13 protein-coding genes are annotated in these 18,653 nt (G+C 41.9%); 6 read left to right on the plus strand and 7 right to left on the minus strand.

Translation table 11 applies throughout. The features are described 5' to 3' along the window. Positions 1-35 precede the first annotated feature (35 nt). The gene (locus ACZM60_RS04670) at positions 36-2,321 is read left to right on the plus strand and encodes an outer membrane beta-barrel protein (RefSeq protein WP_489520898.1); all 2,286 of its coding nucleotides are present in this window, start codon (positions 36-38) and stop codon (positions 2,319-2,321) included. 153 nt (positions 2,322-2,474) lie between these two features. Here ACZM60_RS04670 and ACZM60_RS04675 read toward each other — a convergent pair whose 3' ends face one another. Further along, positions 2,475-3,698, minus strand: coding sequence for a 3-deoxy-D-manno-octulosonic acid transferase (locus ACZM60_RS04675; RefSeq protein WP_021969908.1), 1,224 nt, complete (start codon positions 3,696-3,698; stop codon positions 2,475-2,477). Between the two features lie 9 nt (positions 3,699-3,707). Further along, positions 3,708-5,225, minus strand: a complete 1,518-nt coding sequence (gene gltX, locus ACZM60_RS04680; protein WP_021969909.1) for a glutamate--tRNA ligase — start codon at positions 5,223-5,225, stop codon at positions 3,708-3,710. Between the two features lie 84 nt (positions 5,226-5,309). On the opposite strand from gltX, the gene ACZM60_RS04685 reads away from it, so the two are divergent. Next, entirely contained in the window at positions 5,310-7,367 is a 2,058-nt protein-coding gene (locus tag ACZM60_RS04685) for an HD family phosphohydrolase (protein ID WP_489520899.1), read from the plus strand. Between the two features lie 97 nt (positions 7,368-7,464). Further along, positions 7,465-8,586 (plus strand): pectate lyase, encoded by a 1,122-nt coding sequence (gene pelA, locus ACZM60_RS04690; RefSeq protein ID WP_340318849.1) that lies wholly within the window; start codon positions 7,465-7,467, stop codon positions 8,584-8,586. 240 nt (positions 8,587-8,826) lie between these two features. Here pelA and ACZM60_RS04695 read toward each other — a convergent pair whose 3' ends face one another. Genes ACZM60_RS04695 through priA form a run of 3 tightly spaced genes read right to left on the minus strand, consistent with a single transcriptional unit; the run spans position 8,827 to position 12,490 of the window. Further along, a complete protein-coding gene (locus ACZM60_RS04695) occupies positions 8,827-9,303 on the minus strand; it encodes a low molecular weight protein-tyrosine-phosphatase (RefSeq protein ID WP_021969912.1) in 477 nt (158 codons plus the stop codon). Further along, entirely contained in the window at positions 9,300-10,016 is a 717-nt protein-coding gene (locus ACZM60_RS04700; protein ID WP_489520900.1) for a phosphatase, read from the minus strand. Before ACZM60_RS04700 ends, ACZM60_RS04695 begins: the two co-directional genes overlap by 4 nt. Positions 10,017-10,027: 11 nt before the next feature. After that, the gene (priA, locus tag ACZM60_RS04705; protein WP_021969914.1) at positions 10,028-12,490 is read right to left on the minus strand and encodes a replication restart helicase PriA; all 2,463 of its coding nucleotides are present in this window, start codon (positions 12,488-12,490) and stop codon (positions 10,028-10,030) included. A 91-nt stretch (positions 12,491-12,581) separates the two neighbouring features. Between priA and ACZM60_RS04710 the strand changes: the two genes are divergently transcribed. Then, complete coding sequence (locus ACZM60_RS04710; RefSeq protein ID WP_340318847.1) at positions 12,582-13,559, plus strand: Gfo/Idh/MocA family protein; 978 nt, start codon at positions 12,582-12,584, stop codon at positions 13,557-13,559. A gap of 85 nt (positions 13,560-13,644) precedes the next feature. Here the strand turns inward: ACZM60_RS04710 and ACZM60_RS04715 are convergent, their stop codons facing one another. After that, the gene (locus ACZM60_RS04715) at positions 13,645-14,229 is read right to left on the minus strand and encodes a porin family protein (RefSeq protein WP_021969916.1); all 585 of its coding nucleotides are present in this window, start codon (positions 14,227-14,229) and stop codon (positions 13,645-13,647) included. A gap of 309 nt (positions 14,230-14,538) precedes the next feature. Between ACZM60_RS04715 and ACZM60_RS04720 the strand changes: the two genes are divergently transcribed. Next, positions 14,539-14,967, plus strand: coding sequence for an Hsp20/alpha crystallin family protein (locus ACZM60_RS04720; RefSeq protein ID WP_021969917.1), 429 nt, complete (start codon positions 14,539-14,541; stop codon positions 14,965-14,967). Between the two features lie 65 nt (positions 14,968-15,032). Then, positions 15,033-15,800: an arginase family protein gene (locus ACZM60_RS04725; RefSeq protein WP_418586733.1), complete on the plus strand. Its 768-nt coding sequence runs from the start codon at positions 15,033-15,035 to the stop codon at positions 15,798-15,800. Between the two features lie 4 nt (positions 15,801-15,804). Here ACZM60_RS04725 and ACZM60_RS04730 read toward each other — a convergent pair whose 3' ends face one another. Then, positions 15,805-18,528: a SusC/RagA family TonB-linked outer membrane protein gene (locus ACZM60_RS04730; RefSeq protein ID WP_489520901.1), complete on the minus strand. Its 2,724-nt coding sequence runs from the start codon at positions 18,526-18,528 to the stop codon at positions 15,805-15,807. Between the last annotated feature and the right edge of the window lie 125 nt (positions 18,529-18,653).

An 18,653-nucleotide genomic window follows, 5' to 3' on the forward strand; every position in this document is an offset into this window, starting at 1 on the left:
TCAAAGATATAGAAAATAACCCAATGCAATTTGATATGAAAATCTATTTTTTAATGAGTATCTTCTTGCTGGCAGGAGGCTCAGGCAGCCTGACGGCACAAACCGTTTCGGGTAAGGTTGTCGATACAGAACAGCAGCCAGTAGACGGTGCAACAATCATTCTCCAGACTTCCGACTCAGTTTTCGTGGATGCAACAATTTCGAATGCCGACGGAAACTTTGTGTTCAATCATCAGCCGGAAGCTTATCGGCTCATCTTTCAGCATCTATTATATCATACAATAGAGAAAAAAGGCAAAGAAAAAGATGCAGGTATCACGGTACTACAGGCTAAAGACTATGCGCTGGATGAAGTTGTTGTACGAGGGGAACGACCGCTGGTCAAGGTAGAAGGCAGCCGCTTGACTTACGATATGCCTCAACTCACTGCCAATAAGCTGGTGACGAATGTGTACGATGCTTTAAAACAACTGCCGGGAATAATGGAACAAAATGGTGTGTTGACGCTGGCGGGAGCCGGAATTATTAATATTATCTTGAACGGAAAGCCTACATCTATGAACTACGAACAGCTCGTTACATTATTAAAGAGTATGCCAGCATCACGTGTGGAACGGGCGGAAGTGATGTATAATACTCCCCCGCAATATCATGTGCGCGGTGCAGCAATCAATGTAATACTAAAAGGTTATAAGCCGGGAGAAGGAGGATTACAGGGAGAGATAAGCGGCAATTATGTACAGGCAGATAAAGCTGGAGAAGAAGGCGGCGTGACATTTGCTTATTTATCTCCCAAACTGGATATAGACTTTATGTACAATCTCAACAATTGCTACAACCGTCAAGGTTATGAACTGATTACCCGTCACACTTTGAACCATGAAATACATAACATCAGCCAGTCTACTAACGGAGAAAATCGGCAACTGGTACATACATTCCGGTTTGGAGGAAACTATAAGCTTAATGAACAGAGCCAATTGGGGCTGAGTTATACTTCCAGTCTTAATCCCGATAAACGACAATCGGTTACCTCTTCGGATAATCATTCGACTACCTTCAACCATGCCCCTGCCGAAGAACAGATGCATAACGTGGCTTTGAACTATACTTCCAGCTTCGGTCTGACAGGAGGTCTCGATTACACGTATTTCAGGAACAAAGAGGAACAGTCTTTCCGCAGCATAGAAACCAACGGGCAGGAAACGACCTTTCTCAGCAACACGGCTCAATATATAAACCGATGGAAAGTATATGTCGACCAAAGCCATACACTTTCCAATGCGTGGATACTGAATTATGGAACATCCTTTGCATATGTAAACAACCGTAATTCGCAAAGATATAATCTTGCTGCGATGAGTGGAATGAACAAAGAAAGCCGAGTTGACGAATATACTTGTAATCTTTATACCGGTTTCGAAAAGAGCTTTGGCACTCAATGGAGTCTGAATGCATCTGCTTCCATTGAATATTATCAAATGATGAGCTATAAAAAATGGGCAATCTACCCGATCTTGAACTTAAGTTATGTTCTTTCATCCGCACACCTTTTCCAGTTTGAGCTCAGTTCGAACAAGACTTATCCCGACTACTGGACGTTAAGCGGATCGACCAGTTACCTTAACAACTATCAGGAATCGACAGGGAATGCATCACTCAAGCCTTATACCGATTACTCCGCCGCTTTAATATACATCCTGAAGAGCAAGTATATTTTCCAACTCAGCTATGATTATATCAAAGATTACTTCATGCAAATGATATACCTCGACTCCAGCCGACTGAAAGCTGTATATAATTATCAGAACTGGGACTATTCAAAAGAGTTTGCCTTTACTTCTGTTATCCCGTTCAAGGCTAAAAAATGGTGGAATAGTCAGCTGATGATATGCCTGTCTTCACTTCATCAACAGGCAAGCAACTATTATGATGCTCCTTTCGACCGTAGGATATGGAATATAGCAGGAAGCTGGACTAATACGTTTACACTCTGTAAGCGCCCCAACATCAAGATGGAAATTAGTGCGACCGGTACATCCAAATCCATACAAGGAAGTTATACCATAGAGCCTGCCGCATTCATCCATACAGCCATTCGCTATACCTTTGCAGGAGATAAAGCTATGATTCAGATCAAAGGAAATGATTTATTCAATGGAGGCAACCACCTGACAACGAAAGTCCGTAATGGAAATCAGTATCTGGATATGCATCTGAGCAATTATATGCGTAACTACACCGTATCTTTCAGCTACAAATTTGGAGGATTTAAGAAAAAGGAAGTGAAGGATGTAGACCTTTCTCGTTTCAAGCACTGACAAGTCGGTCGGTCCTCCTAAAAGGAATTCAGTTTTACCAACCTCAGCCAGCATTGAAACTGCAATCAAAAGAGATTTCTGAAAGAATAAAAAGAGCAGCAGGCATACCAGTCACTATCCAGACCCGTATGCCTACTGCTCCTATCTTACTTATTATAAAGAAACTGTATTCATTATCTTTTCCAGCGCACCCGCATTATTACGTACATAACCGCCGGCATTCTTTCCTGCTTCCTGCAGACAAGCCTCATCCGAAAGGAACTTGTCCATCAAGCAATCAAAGTCTTCTTTGCCCTGAATTTCGAATCCTCCCCGACAAGCCTTCAGCCCTTGTGCCTCGAGGAACTTATAATTGTTCGGTCCAAAGATGACAGGAATACCATACACAGCCGCTTCGAGCGTATTGTGGATGCTGACACCGAAGCCACCTCCTACATACGAAATCTCTCCATAACGGTATATTGACGATAATAATCCAAAGCAATCTATAATTAGACAGTCGGCCTGTTTAACATTTTCTTCGGTTGCTTGGGTATAACGTACTACCGGACGCTTCAGCTTTCCAATGATTTCCTGTAAATGACTCTCGTCTATCACATGAGGAGCAATGATAAGTTTCATTTCCGGATGCTCATTAAAATAAGGGATGAAGATATCTTCATCCGGTGCCCATGAACTTCCGGCAACAAATGTCTTATGATTTCCACCCTTAAAGCTTTCCACCAGCGGTAATTCCTTGGCCTGACTACATATTTCCAGTACCCGATCGAAACGAGTATCTCCCACAACTGTGGTACGAGTAACGCCGATACTTTTCAGCAGACGGACAGATTCTTCATTCTGTACAAAAAGATGGTCGAAACATTTCAATACATTTTTGTAACTTCCCCCGTACCAACGGAAAAAAATCTGCTTCGGACGGAAAATAGAAGATACGCTATATACCGGAATATTACGGCGCTTCAGCTCACTTAAATAATTGCACCAAAATTCATATTTGATGAAAAAAGCCATATAAGGATGAGCCAAATCGATAAACTTTTTCACATTCCGAGGAGAATCAAGCGGCAGATAACATACCACATCCGCACCTTTATAATCCTTACGTACCTCATATCCCGAAGGAGAGAAGAACGTTTGCAGAATCTTATACTGAGGATATTGCTGACGAATCCGTTCAATCAGCGGACGCCCCTGCTCAAACTCGCCCAATGAAGCTGCATGAAACCACAAATATTTAGCCTGCGGATCAATATGTTGCTTCAAGACAGCGAAAGACTCTTTTTCACCTTTCACCATCTTGGCTACTTTCTTATTAAAAAGTGCAGCCAGACGGACTGCACTTATATATAGGCCAATAACGAAATTATAAATCATTTCTGTTTCTTATTTGAGTACCTCTACTGCACGGCGCATACGTCTTACAGTTTCTTCCTTACCTAATACAGCCGAGATATCAAACATATGAGGACCTTTTCCTTCGCCCACCAGCGTAAGGCGGAAAGCATTCATTATATTTCCCATGTGATAGCCGTGGTCTTCTATCCACTTCATAACCACTTCTTCCTGATGAGCCAGAGAGAAATCATCGAGTGATTCAAGCAAATCGGCCAGTTCTGTCATACGAACGGCAGAATCTTCTTTCCAGCGTTTCTTTACAGTCTTCTCATCATACTCTGTAGGAGCGACAAAGAAGAACTTGCAAGTATCCCACAATTCCTTAATGAAGCTGACACGGCCTTTCATCAAACCAACTACAGTTACAACTGTTTCCATTGGAGCTTCGATGCCATGTTCTTTCAGGATAGGCATAAACAAACCAGCAATTTCCTCATCACTCTTCATCAAGATATATTCATGGTTAAACCATTTTCCTTTTTCATAGTCGAACTTAGCTCCCGCTTTGCTACAACGATGCAGGTCGAACAACTTAACCAATTCATCCAGTGACATGATTTCCTGATCATTTCCCGGATTCCATCCCAGCAAAGCCAAGAAGTTGATGACAGCTTCAGGCAAATATCCAGACTCACGATAGCCAGAAGAAACTTCTCCTGTCTTCGGATCATGCCATTCCAACGGGAATACCGGGAAGCCAAGACGATCGCCATCACGCTTACTTAACTTACCGTTTCCATCCGGCTTCAGCAACAACGGCAGATGAGCAAATTCAGGCATTGTGTCTTCCCAGCCGAATGCACGATACAATAATACATGCAACGGAGCAGAAGGCAACCATTCTTCACCACGAATTACATGAGAAACCTCCATCAAATGGTCATCTACGATGTTAGCCAAATGATAGGTGGGCAGTTCGTCGGCCGACTTATACAACACTTTATCATCCAGAATAGAAGAGTTAATTACGACCTCTCCACGAATGATGTCGTGTACATGTACATCCTCATTCGGTTCTATTTTGAAACGCACTACATACTGTGTACCTTCGGCAATCAGCTTATCAACTTCCTCCTTCGACATCGTGAGTGAGTTACGCATTGAATTACGTGTAGAAGCATCATACTGAAAGTTAGGAACCTCCTTACGCTTAGCTTCCAGTTCCTCCGGGGTATCGAAAGCGATATAAGCCTTACCGTTATCAAGCAAGACCTTTACATATTTCTTATAAATGTCACGACGTTCTGACTGGCGGTACGGGCCATAATTTCCGCCGAAGCTTACGCCTTCGTCAAACTTAATGCCCAACCATTTGAAGGATTCGATAATATATTCCTCTGCCCCTGGAACAAAACGGTTGGAATCAGTATCTTCGATACGGAAAATCAAATCTCCGCCGTGCTGACGCGCAAACAGATAATTATACAAGGCAGTGCGCACACCACCGATATGCAATGCACCTGTCGGACTCGGTGCAAAACGAACTCTTACTTTTCTTTCTGCCATAGTGGTCTTTATCTAAAAATACGCCACAAAATTAAGCTAAATTTCCCGTTTTTTTCTTATTTTGCACGCAAAATATCCTAACACATGAAAAGTTTCCAGACAGAAAGACAGTTTTCATACAAGAAACTATTGTATAAATGCGCCATTTTCTTGGCAGCAGTTGCCGTAATCGTTTATTTTTTGCCGAGAGAAGGTACCTTCAACTATCAATTTGACATCAACAAACCATGGAAATATGGTTTGCTACAAGCCTCCTTCGACTTTCCTATCTATAAGGGAGATGAGGAAGTACGTCGGGAACAAGACAGTATCATGACTAACTATCATCCCTATTTTGTCTTATCAGAAAGTACAGGCGAAAAGGCAATCAACCAGTTCAAGAATGATTACAATAAAAAACTGCGAAGATTCATTCCTGACCCAACCTATTCGCATCACATAGAACGCATACTGAAAAATATCTACGAAAAAGGTATTGTTCCTGTAGACCAGCTGGCAAATTTACGGAAAGACAGCATGCGAAGTATTCATATAATCAACAAAAACACCTCTATTCTGCAAAGTACCAGCGAAATATACACGACAAAACGTGCTTATGAAGAGCTGATTTACTCGGATACGCTGCATTATAGCAAAACATTACTGCAACGCTGTAACCTGAATGAATATCTCACGCCCAACCTGATATATGATTCAGAGAAATCGGAAACCGCAAAGAAAGATATTCTTTCGGGGGTATCCTGGGCTAAAGGCTTTGTCATGAACGGACAGAAAATCATAGACCGAGGTGAAATTATCGACCAGCGTACATTTGACATCTTGAAATCCCTTCAGAAAGAATGGGATAAAAGAGGAGAAACCATGACAGAGAAGCGCCTGACCCTGCTGGGACAAATTTTATTCGTAGCCATACTTATAGGGTGTTTCATGACATATCTTGCTCTGTTCCGTTACGATTATTATCAAAAGAAAGGCAGTCTGGGACTGCTATTCTTCCTCATTATCTTTTTCCCTGTCCTGTCGGCCATCATGGTATCTCATGCTTTCATGAGCGTATACATCGTACCATTTACCATGCTCCCGATGATTATCCGCATTTTCCTCGACTCACGTACGGCGTTCATGGCACATATAGTGTCCATCCTGTTATGTTCTATCTGTCTGCGTACGCCACATGAGTTTATTTTACTACAGACCATAGCTGGAATGGCCAGCATTTATAGTCTGCGCGAACTGTCGCAACGTTCACAATTGCTGCGCAGCGCACTCATTGTCTTCGTTGCATATTCCGTACTATACTTCGCGCTCGACTTGATTCATATAAACGATATCGCACAACTTAATACATATATGTATGTAAATTTCATCATCAATGGTATTTTGTTGCTATTCACTTATCCCTTATTGTTCATTCTGGAAAAAACTTTCGGCTTTACATCAAACGTCACGCTGGTAGAACTTTCCAATATAAACAACAAGCTGATGCGCGAAATGTCGGAAGTTGCACCAGGAACCTTCCAGCATTCTCTTCAACTTGCCAATTTAACTGCTGCCGCAGCCAACCGTATCAATGCCAACAGTCAGCTGGTACGTACCGGAGCCATGTATCACGATATCGGAAAGATGCTGAATCCTGCGTTCTTTACAGAGAACCAGACGGGAGTCAATCCCCACGACCAACTAAACTACAAGCAGAGCGCACAGATTGTAATCAATCATGTAACAGATGGAATAAAGCTCGCCGAAAAGAATGATTTGCCGCAGGTTATTAAAGACTTTATTCGTACACATCATGGAAAAGGACTCACAAAATATTTCTATATATCATACCAGAACGAACATCCTGATGAAGATGTAGACAAGGAAGCATTCCGCTACCCGGGTCCCAATCCGTTTACCAAAGAACAGGCTATCCTGATGATGGCAGACTCTGTAGAAGCAGCGTCAAGAAGCTTGAAAGAATATACAGAAGAAAGCATTTCAGGCCTGGTAGACAAGATTATCGACACCCAAGTGCAAGAAGGTTATTTCAAGGAATGTCCGATAACGTTCAAAGACATAGCCACCGTGAAAAGCGTATTCAAGGAAAAACTGAAAACGATGTATCATACACGTATCAGTTATCCTGAATTGAAAAAATAAAGCTGCTGCATAAAAAAGACAAAGGAAAGAACAATTTTTACCATCTGTACAACAGATTCCTTCATAATTTTGAGAAAGAATCTAAACTTATACAGATATGAAAAATACTTTATCCAAAGGTAGTGCCAGAATCATTCTGGCTTATGCCATGTACGCTTGCATGGCAATACCGGCATCTTCCCAGCAGACTTTCAATCCAAAGGATTACCAATATACAGCAAAGGAATGGAAAGCAATTGTAAGGAAAAGCCCTGATGCGTTCTTCAAGACCGACGAAGCCAAACGAATAGCAGAAAATGTACTGGCTTATCAGAGAGAAACCGGCGGATGGCCCAAGAACATTCCCATTCACCGACCGCTGGGCGGAGAACTAAGCATCGTCTTAGGAGACAAGAACCGCCTCAACGACTCTACGACCGACAATGATGCAACGATTCTGGAGCTGACTTATCTTGCCAGACTGTACCAGCAGAATCCCGACAAACAATATAAGGATGCCTTTTTGAAAGGAGTAGAATTTATTCTGGCCGGACAGTATGAGAACGGAGGATGGCCGCAGTTCTGGCCCGAAAACAGAGGTTATCAGGTATACATTACTTACAACGATAATGCAATGGTGCAGACCTTGGAAATAATACGTAAGCTTCGTGATGGAATTGCACCTTTTAACGACTTGGTAGACGACAGCATGAAAGCCAGACTGGCTCAAGCTTTCGATAAGGGAATAGAATGCATACTGAATACCCAGATTAAGGTAAACGACCAGCCCACCATATGGTGTCAGCAACATGATAACATAACACTGAAACCCGCTCCCGCCCGCAGTTTCGAACTCCCCTCATTCTGCACGTCGGAAAGTTGCTCCATCATTCGCCTGTTAATGGAGTTACCCAATCCCAATGAACGAGTTAAAGCTTCTATAAACGGAGCCATGACATGGCTCGATGCACACAAAATACATGGCATACGCATTGAACAATTCACGAATGCAGAAGGGAAACCAGACAAAAGGGTTGTAAAAGATCCGCAAGCATCCCCCATATGGGCACGCTTTTATGACCTGGAAAAGGCAGAACCTCTATTTTGTGACCGCGACGGCATTCCTCGCAAGAACTTATCCGAGATAGGATACGAGCGCCGAAACGGTTACAGTTGGTACAATCAAGCTCCCGAATCACTTTATAAGCCCTACGAACAATGGAAAGAAAAATACATGTAATATAACTAACTTAAAGGCAAAGAAAATGTAACTCCGGCAGGTTTATAGCGAAACCTCTCCACATTCTCAGATTTTTTGTACAAAAGATTTTAGATTTTGTACAAATTTTCAAAAAACGTCGAGAGAAATTTCCACAAACCTGCCGACGTTTTCATAAAAATGAGCCGACATTATTTTTTCACGTCGTTTTACCTGACAATCAGCGCAGTGCGTTTCTTCGCCGACTAAGGTATAAGGAAATTATTTTTTATCTTCTTCATCCAGACTTTCGAGCAAACCTTTGCAGGCATCTTCCAGAATATCGAGAACATTCTCAAAGCCTTGGGCACCGCCATAGTAAGGATCGGGGACATAGTCCGCTACCTTCGTCCTGCAGTAATCAGTCATTCTGCCGATTTTCTTTTCCGTTTCCACATCGGGAGCCTTTTCTTTCAAGGCATCAATATTGCGGTCGTCCATACCCAAAATCAGATCGAAATCATAAAAGTCATCGGTACATACCGGACGCGAACGATGCGTTATATTATACCCACGGCGAATAGCATGTGCCCGCATCCGGTCGTCGGCAAGTTCTCCCCGGTGATAACTGCTTATACCTGCCGAATCGACCTCTATCTCCTTTTCCAGTCCTGCACGTTTGATATAAGTGCGCATAATCTCTTCTGCCGACGATGAACGGCAAATATTGCCTAAGCAGACAAACAAGATTCTTTTCATAGTCCTATCTTCAAATATTCCTTAAACTTATCTACACTGGTATTCATAATCAGACTTTCCGGGAAATCAGTTTCAGCAACCAGCTCCAGCGCATAATCATAAGTAGCAATATCAAATGAAATGTGAGCATCACTTCCCAAAATGACCGGCACATCATAGCGGCGGCACAGCCTCAGTATCTCCAGATTATTGGCACGGGCATCCAACTTCCCCCGGCAAGGCTTCAACGATGAATTGTTTATTTCCAGCAACGTATGATGTTCCTTGGCCGCAAGCACTATCGGCTCAAAATTAAGCTTTGCCGTCCCGTCACCCGGATGACTGATAATATGTATGTAAGGATTGGAAATGACCTGCACCATTCCGTGAGTATTTTCTTCAGGAGTACCTTGTCTATAACAAAGTGAATGAATGCCTGCTATACGCAAATCCAGCATCTTCAGGTAAAACTCGTCCAGATCAAGATTTCCTTCTCCACTCAGGATATTGATTTCTGTCCCCAACAGTAGTTCTATGCCGTACATCTGTCGCGGAACGACATGCAGGTTACGGAAATAAATCGGGTCGCATGTACCCGGTATACTCGGAGAATGTTCTGTTATCCCCAACAATTTCAGCCCTTTATCTGCAGCAGCCTGAGCCATTTCCTGCAACGAGCTGAATGCATGACCGCTTGCTACGGTATGCGTATGAACGTCCAGTTCTATTTTCATACAAATATCTTTTACATCGGATCGACATCATAATAAACCAGCAGCGAACGGAAACGCTCATCTTCTATAATTGCCCGTTGTACTTGCTGGAGATACTCTCGTACTTTCGACATCGAAGCCTGTTGTTCTATTTTTACTATTATCTTTTTTATAAACAAAGTCTGTATACGTGATACCGGCGGACGGTCTGGTCCCAACACCCGGCTTCCCAGTCCGTTTCGCAGATATCCTGCCATCAGATCGGCCGCCTGTTCGAGCACCTCCTCTTTTCTATGTTTCAAATAAACATATATCAACCGGTAGAAAGGCGGGTACTTGAACAAACTTCTCTCCTCAATCTGCATCCGATACAAGCCTCCATAATCGTTTGCCACAACTTGATGAATCAGAGGCAAGTCGGGAGATTTTGTCTGCAACACCACAAGCCCCTGCTTGTTTTTCCTTCCGGCACGTCCTGCCACCTGCGCCATCAGTTGAAACGCCCGCTCGTATGAACGAAAGTCCGGATAGTTCAGCATCGAATCAGCGTTCAGGATTCCCACCACACTGACGCGGTCGAAATCGAGTCCCTTCGAAACCATCTGCGTTCCTATCAGGATGTCTGTTTTACCTTCTTCGAAATCAGCGATAATCCGCTCGTATGCTGTACGGGTCCGGGTCGTATCCAAATCCATACGTGCAACACGTGCTTCCGGAAAGATTTGTTTAATATCATCTTCTATCTTCTCGGTGCCAAAACCCCGGTTCATCAATTCTACTCCTCCACAGGCAGGACAAGACTTGGGTACCTGATAAGTATAACCACAATAATGGCAAGTAAGCTGATTCAATCCTTTGTGATAGGTAAGACTGACATCGCAGTTCTTGCATTTGGGCACCCATCCGCAAGTACGACATTCTATCATGGGAGCAAATCCTCTGCGGTTCTGGAAGAGTATCACCTGTTCGTTCTGCTCGAGCGCTTCGCGTATCTTCTGAAGGAGCAACGGGGAGAACTGTGCAGTCATACGTTTTTTCCGGGCAAGCTCCTTGATGTCTACCACCTCGATATGAGGCAACTGAATATGCTGATGCCGTTCCGTAAGCTGTACCCAGCCATATTTTCCGTTTACAGCATTATAATAAGTTTCTATACTTGGAGTGGCCGTACCCAGTAGAGTCTTTGCACCAAACATAGATGCCAGCATGATGGCAGCACTGCGTGCATGATAACGTGGAGCCGGTTCTTGTTGTTTATAGGTATTTTCATGTTCCTCGTCGACAATGACCAGGCCCAGTCGGCGAAACGGCAGGAAGACCGAAGAACGTACCCCCAGTATCACATCGTAATCATGTTCGGTTAGTTGTTTACGCCATATCTCCACCCGCTCGGCATCCGGAAACTTTGAATGATAAATTCCCAGCCGGTTACCAAATACTCTGCGTAAACGTTCAGTAATCTGAGTAGTCAGGGCAATTTCCGGCAAGAGATATAACACTTGCTTGCCTGCTTGAATTGCCTGCTGTATGAGGTGAATGTAAATTTCTGTCTTACCGCTTGCCGTTACTCCATGAAGCAGACAAACATTCTTTTGATGGAAGTGTGCCAGGATCTCTTGATAGGCTTGCTGTTGTGCTGCGCTTAAAGGATTCAATTCTGCAGTTTCGACAGGTCCTTGAGGTAAGCGCCCAACCTCGGAAGTGTAGGTTTCGAAAATATGTTTTTCTACCAGTCCGTTGAAGATAGAGGTCGTTGCAGATGCGGCATCCAATAAGGTTTTACGTGAAACTTCCTTTATGGCTTTCTGTTCGCCGGTCCATCCGGAAAGTTCAATGTATTTCATTAGCAAAGCCAGTTGCTTGGGGGCACGCGACAGGACATCAAACTGACGACGTACGGCATCCTCCGTCTGCATAGCCTCTGCCAGACGTACCCGAATTTCGACCCGTGGCTTATAACTGCGCTTTAATTCTTCTTTGACCCTGATAGCCTCTTTTTCTAACAAAGACTTAATGACAGGCAACAGATTCTTTATGCCACTTGCCTTTTCCAGTTGTGTAATGCACTGCTCCGAATCATCAGACAGTAAATCGAGGACACGTTGTTCTTTTTCAGGAAGTGGTTTGTCTGCCTCAAATTCAGGATTCGGTACAACAAGCGTTTCGCTTTCCAGCTTCATCCCCGAAGGAAGAGCTGCTTTGTATACATCCCCCAGCGTGCACAGATAATAATCTGCCAGCCATTTCCAGAAATCATACTGACGTTTCAACAAGACAGGTGATGTATCAAGTACTTCTACGAGATCTTTCGTTTCATAAGTTTCGGGAGCATTCTGATGCACACAGGTAACAATTGCCGTATAATACTTTTTACTTCCGAAAGGAACTACAATCCGACAACCCGCTTTTACCTTATCCTCCAGGTCTGCCGGAACAGAATAGGTATATTGTCCGGCAACGGGTAAAGGCAATATGACATCCACATACTTTTTCATGGTGGCAAAGTTACAAAAAACAGAGCTATCCCATTGGAACGTCGGGCAAACTTTTATAGTTTTGTAAAGAAACTCTTAAACCATTATCAACATGAAAATATATAAGATAGGTATTATCGGCTGCGGCGGCATCGCAAAGAAGATGGCAGCTACACTGGGAAAAATGAAAGAGGTAGAATGTTATGCTGTAGCTTCACGCAGTCTGGAAAAAGCACGGACTTTTGCCGATGCATGGGGATTTGAAAAAGCATATGGTTCTTACGAGGAATTAGCCGATGATCCTAAGGTAGATTTGATTTATATTGCAACTCCACATGCCATGCACTATGAAAATGCGCACATGTGCATTGAAAAAGGAAAGCCTGTGCTATGCGAAAAAGCATTTACAGCCAATGCTCGCCAAGCAGAGTCACTCCTTGCGTTTGCCAAAGAGAAAAAGGTATTTATTACCGAAGCTATCTGGACCCGATACATGCCACTATCTCTAACCATACAAGAGTTGTTGAAAAAAGGTGTAATTGGTACTCCTTATACATTATCGGCCAATCTCAGCTACCCGATAAGTGACAAGGAAAGAATTATCCGTCCGGAACTGGCCGGAGGAGCTTTACTCGACATAGGAGTTTATACATTGAACTTTGCTGCAATGGCATTCGGTGATGAAATAGCCGAAATTCACTCAGCCTGCCAAAAGACAGCAACAGGTGTAGACGCACAAGAAAGTATCACGCTCTTTTATAAAGATGGAAAGATGGCTACCTTACAGGCGAGCATCTATGCACAAAGTGACAGAATGGGAGTAATTTCGGGTGATAAAGGACATCTGATTGTGGAGAATATCAATTGCCCGGAGGCTGTCCGCCTGGTTGATAAGGATTATCAGACGGTAGCTGTCTATAAAGCACCGGAACATATTACCGGATATGAATACCAAGTATATGCTTCCATTGAAGCCATAGAAAAAGGATGGCTGGAATCTCCATACATGCCTCATGCCGAAACATTACGGATAATGAAGCAAATGGACGGTTTGAGAAAAGAATGGGGAGTGATTTATCCTTGTGATTAATCTGCTGCATAGCAAAAATAAAAAGGAGATGCCTGACGGACATCTCCTTTCTCGTATTGATTTATTAATAAACACCTCTCTATCATCAGAACATATATGCCAGTGAAATCTGCCAAGTGTTACGTTTCATCTCGATACTCATCGTATCATCAATCGACTTAGCCATCTTACTTAGTCCAAAGTTATAGTTTACTCCAGCCTGCAGATGTCCCAATAATTTAAGACCTACTCCAACGTTGAACGAAGTATTGCAGGACTTCATATCAAAATTCTCGGTAAAATGTCCGCTTCCTACATTAAAGCCAAACTGAGGCCCTGCTGCAACATAGGCTCCTAATGTGCTTCCCAGCCCAAGTGTCCATTTTAAGTTTACAGGAACTTCAATTGTTTTAAGTGTCTGATCGACTTCTTCTCCTCCACTTACAGCCTTAGCACCTGACTGATTATATAAGGCAGCAACGTCTACGCCTAATCCTACAACCGGAATGGTAAACTCAGCCATCGGACCAATAAAGAATCCTGTACGATTATCACTTTTTACAATATCTTTCGAGAAAGTCAATTTCGAAATGTTTAGTCCCCCTTTCAGTCCAAACTGCAATTGGGCTTGTGCAGGCACTGCCATAAACAAACAGGCCAAAATCATTAAGGTTGATAAAATCTTCTTCATAAATACACAATATTAAATGTTTACAAGAACAAAAATAAGGAATAAATAATAAGAATGCAAACATCCGTATGAAAAGATAGAAATGACAATCTGTCTATTTTCAGGTCGTATTGACATAACGCAATGTTTATCAAAGTTTAAATTGCCCTGGCGTTCGTTCAACGAAAGTTAACGGCATCGACCAATATGTCAGTTGAAACAATTGGCACAGACTTTGCAAGTATATGGGTGAATCGCGAAAGCGAAAGGAGAAGCGGTTCAAGATAACAAGATTGAAAATAAAAAACTAAAATATAGGAGATTACAACTATGATGCCGACTAGAAGAAATTATAATCAGAATTGGTTACCAAGTATTTTTAATGATTTCTTTGATAACGATTGGATGGAAAGAGCTAATGCTACTGCCCCTGCAATCAATGTAATCGAAAACGAAAACAATTACAAGATAGAAGTTGCAGCTCCGGGCATGACAAAAGACGATTTCAATATTCATCTTACCGAAGATAATCAGTTGGTTATTTCGATGGAGAAGAAAAACGAGGTAAAAGATGAGAAAAAGAAATATTTGCGTCGTGAATTTTCTTACTCTAAATTCGAACAATGCATGATTTTACCTGAAGATGTTGATAAGGAAAAAATCAGCGCATCAGTCGATAACGGTGTCCTTAACATAGAGTTGCCTAAGATGACACAGGAAGAAAAGAAACAGGCCAACAAAGTGATTGAAATTAAATAAACAATTCTAACTGCAAAATCCCCGCTCCGGTCCATTCCGGGGTGGGGATTTTTTTATTTATAGCCATGAACAAGCCCATTATTATCATGAATTTTACAGGAGTATACGATTATGAACCTTTCTCCCGTAATAGAAAATTTACATGGATAGACTGTACGCACTTGCAAGGTGTAGAATGTTACTGTGATAAAGAGGGAGCACTCGCTCTTAAAAAAGCTATAGAGAACTATCCGGCAGAAGGGATTCACTTTATCGACTCCGGTAATTATCATTACCTGACAAAGTTCTGGACGGATAAAATACAACAACCTTTCTCATTAATTGTATTCGATCATCATCCGGACATGCAACCTCCTTTGTTCGAAGAAATGATTTCGTGCGGAAGCTGGGTAGAGGATATTATTAAAACCAATTCTTATTTAAAAAAGGTGGTTATCATCGGAGCTTCTGAACAGTTAATAAACAGTGTTGCTCCCAAATATCAGACACGAGTTGAATTCTATAGCGAACAAAGTCTTCAACAGGAATCGACGTGGAAAAGATTCTCCGCCGAAGTAATCAATACTCCAGTATACATTTCAGTAGACAAAGACGTACTCAACCCTCAGGCGGCTATTACGAACTGGGATCAGGGGTCTTTTACACTGAATGAACTGGAACATTTGCTTTCTATTATTCTGAAACATGAACAGACAATAGGCATAGATATCTGCGGCGAATGTCCTGCCACGCTCAATATCTTTGAAGAAGAAAAAGAAGCGCAGCTGGACAGTACAGCCAACAAAGAGTTGCTCAAACTTTTTCTAAGTTTTCAATCTCACACTTTTCAATAAACATTTAGAAAGTAAGCTGTATGGAAAAGCCCATATTGCGCAAGCTGGGTAAACGGAAGTAATCAATTCCCCGCATATCATTTTCCATGCTTGCAGAACTCATCGGATCGAAAGGAGCTTTATTGTATAACATAACCAAATTTCGCCCGACAAAAGATAGTTTTATATTTTGCATCCAGTTTACCCAACGATACATCGGAATTGTATAACCCAATGACAATTCTGCCAAACGAATATTGGTCATATCGTACATGTAAAGTTCACCAATACCCGACAACCCCGAAGTTGCTGAATAGTATTGAGGGGCAGAGATTTTCTTTCCTTCTATCCAAACTCCTCCCTTGTCACGTGCATCTGCTGTAGACTTTGAAACGCCGTACTGGTCGAGCATAGATTGTGTCATTGATAACCCTTCACCTCCGAAACTTCCCTGCAGTACGAATCCCAGTTCCAATCCTTTCCAGTTAAAATCATTCGTCCATCCTATTATATAGTCAGGAGAAGAATTTCCTGCGTATGTATATTCACTACTACGTTTCGGCAAACCAGTTTGAGTATTAAATATCATATTGCCTGCTGCATCTTTCTGAAAGGTACTGACATAAATATCGCCGATCGAACCTCCGGGCACCAGCCTTTCTTCTGCAAGCTGACCATATGAAGCAAGCTTTAAATAGTCAATATCAACAAGGTCGCCTGTTACAGGATTTACTATTTCAACAAAATCCTTAATTTCATTTTTATTTAAAGTATAAGTAAGGTTGGAATTCCATAAAACAGAACCTAAGGACTGATTCAGACCTAATGATATTTCCAACCCTTTATTCTGTATCTTTGTTTTTCCTAAATAAGTTTCCACTGGTATCTCGTTATCCGTAGAAGTTGTATACATGGTAAAGGATAGATTCAACTTATTATTAAATAGTCCCAGATCAACCCCTGCTTCATACGACTTCGTCTTGTCACTAAAAACACTTCCTTGTACCAGTGATGTCACATCTCTATCATACGACCATAATCCGTTAGGCAGACAATACTGATGAAAAGTACCGCTTTCTGCATAAGCCAGACGTAACTTCAGGAAAGACAAAATATCCGAATGCGAAATTATGGAAGTTGGAATAAATGAGAGTCCTGCCGATGGATAAAGAACATCATCGTAGCCTTCTCTTGTTCCTTCCTTCCACAAATACTGCCATTCTTTACGTCCTCCGACATTTATATAAAGAAAATCTTTGTAACCAATTTGCAAAGATGCAAACAACGCATCACTACGGTCGTGTAAATCGGCATCCCAATCTCTTCTTTTCGTACCATCCAAATTGTCAAGAGAAAATATATTTGGTTGTACCAAACTGCCCCCATGCAAACTGTATTCGTATTTTCGATCACGGAATGCCATTCCCAGCAAAGCATCAAAAGAAAAGTCACCTGCTGATTTTTGAAGATGAAAAGCAAAATCAGCATAGGTCTGATTTAAATCAGCATTTATCTTCCCATATTCTCCTAAAGAAGATTCCTTCAGTAAATAACGAGTCGAAGCATATAATTCTTGAGTTTGTACCTGTTTGTCTTGATCATAGTTGACATGTGCTGTAACATCCAACCAGTCAGTTAATGCATACCGGAATCCCAGTCCTGCTCGTATGCGATCTGTAGTATTCACAAACAAATTACGTTTTTCCGTCCAATACGGATTCTGCCAGTTAGCATAAGGCCAATACTGAACTGCATAGCCTTTATCCGGATCATACCGCTCGAAACAACTATATTCATCTTTCTCACGTAAGATTTCCGGCAGCAGATAAACCGGTACAATTGGATTGAAGTAATCACCTTGTGCCAGCATATTACGTCCTTTAGTACGGATATACATCAAACAGGCATCAATATTCAGCTTTCCATCCAGCAAGTTTGTCGTATTACGAAACGTCAGATTATAATGATTACTACTATTGTTATCAAGCAATCCGACTGCATTTTGAGTCATCGCAGAAAAATAACTTTGATTTACTTCCGTACCACCCGATACCGTTACAGCATTGTTTATGGTATGCCCCGTACGATAAAAGTCGGAAGGATTCCAATCGAATGAAGTTCTCGTGTCCAATTTCCAACTTTCATAGACATGCTGAAAATCAGGCATTACAAAAGGTTTGGCAAAAGTTGTTGTATTCGATACCGTAATTGAAGGTTTACGTGCTTTCTGTCCTTTTTTTGTCGTGATTAGAATTACTCCGTTGGCAGCATCACTACCATAAAGAACAGACACCTCCATTCCCGACAAGACAGACAGACTTTCTATATCTTCCGCATTAAATGAAGTAATGGCATCTGCCGACAACCCATACCCTTTATAAATAGAATAAAATTCTTCAGCAGAAAGCTGGGGAAACGGAATTCCATCAATCACAAAAAGCACATTATTATTACCTCGTAAACTTCTTGCTCCTCTCATTTCAATCTTCACTCCTCCCCCGGTTCCAACAGAACTTGGTTGAATAGTTGCCCCTGCTATTCGACCGACTAACGAATTAAGGAAGTTTGCATCTTTTACCTTTGTAAACGTTGTCCCATCCAACTCTTGCAATAGTCCTGACCTTACCGAGATTTTTGTATCCGATGTGACTTTTATCGTATCGGCTACCCCTACTTCCTCAGCCCATACATTAATTACCGAGAACGTCAATGCACTCCCCAGTAACAAAATAAAATTGTGTTTCTTCATAACATCATTAAGGTTTACTTTTAAATTTTAGTAGATGACAAAAAAATAAAATTCTATTGTTAAGTATTTAATTATCAATAGATTATATTTGCAAAAGTCCCTGAAAGTCAGTAACTTTAAAGAAA

It is taken from the genome of Phocaeicola sp., assembly GCF_057861905.1.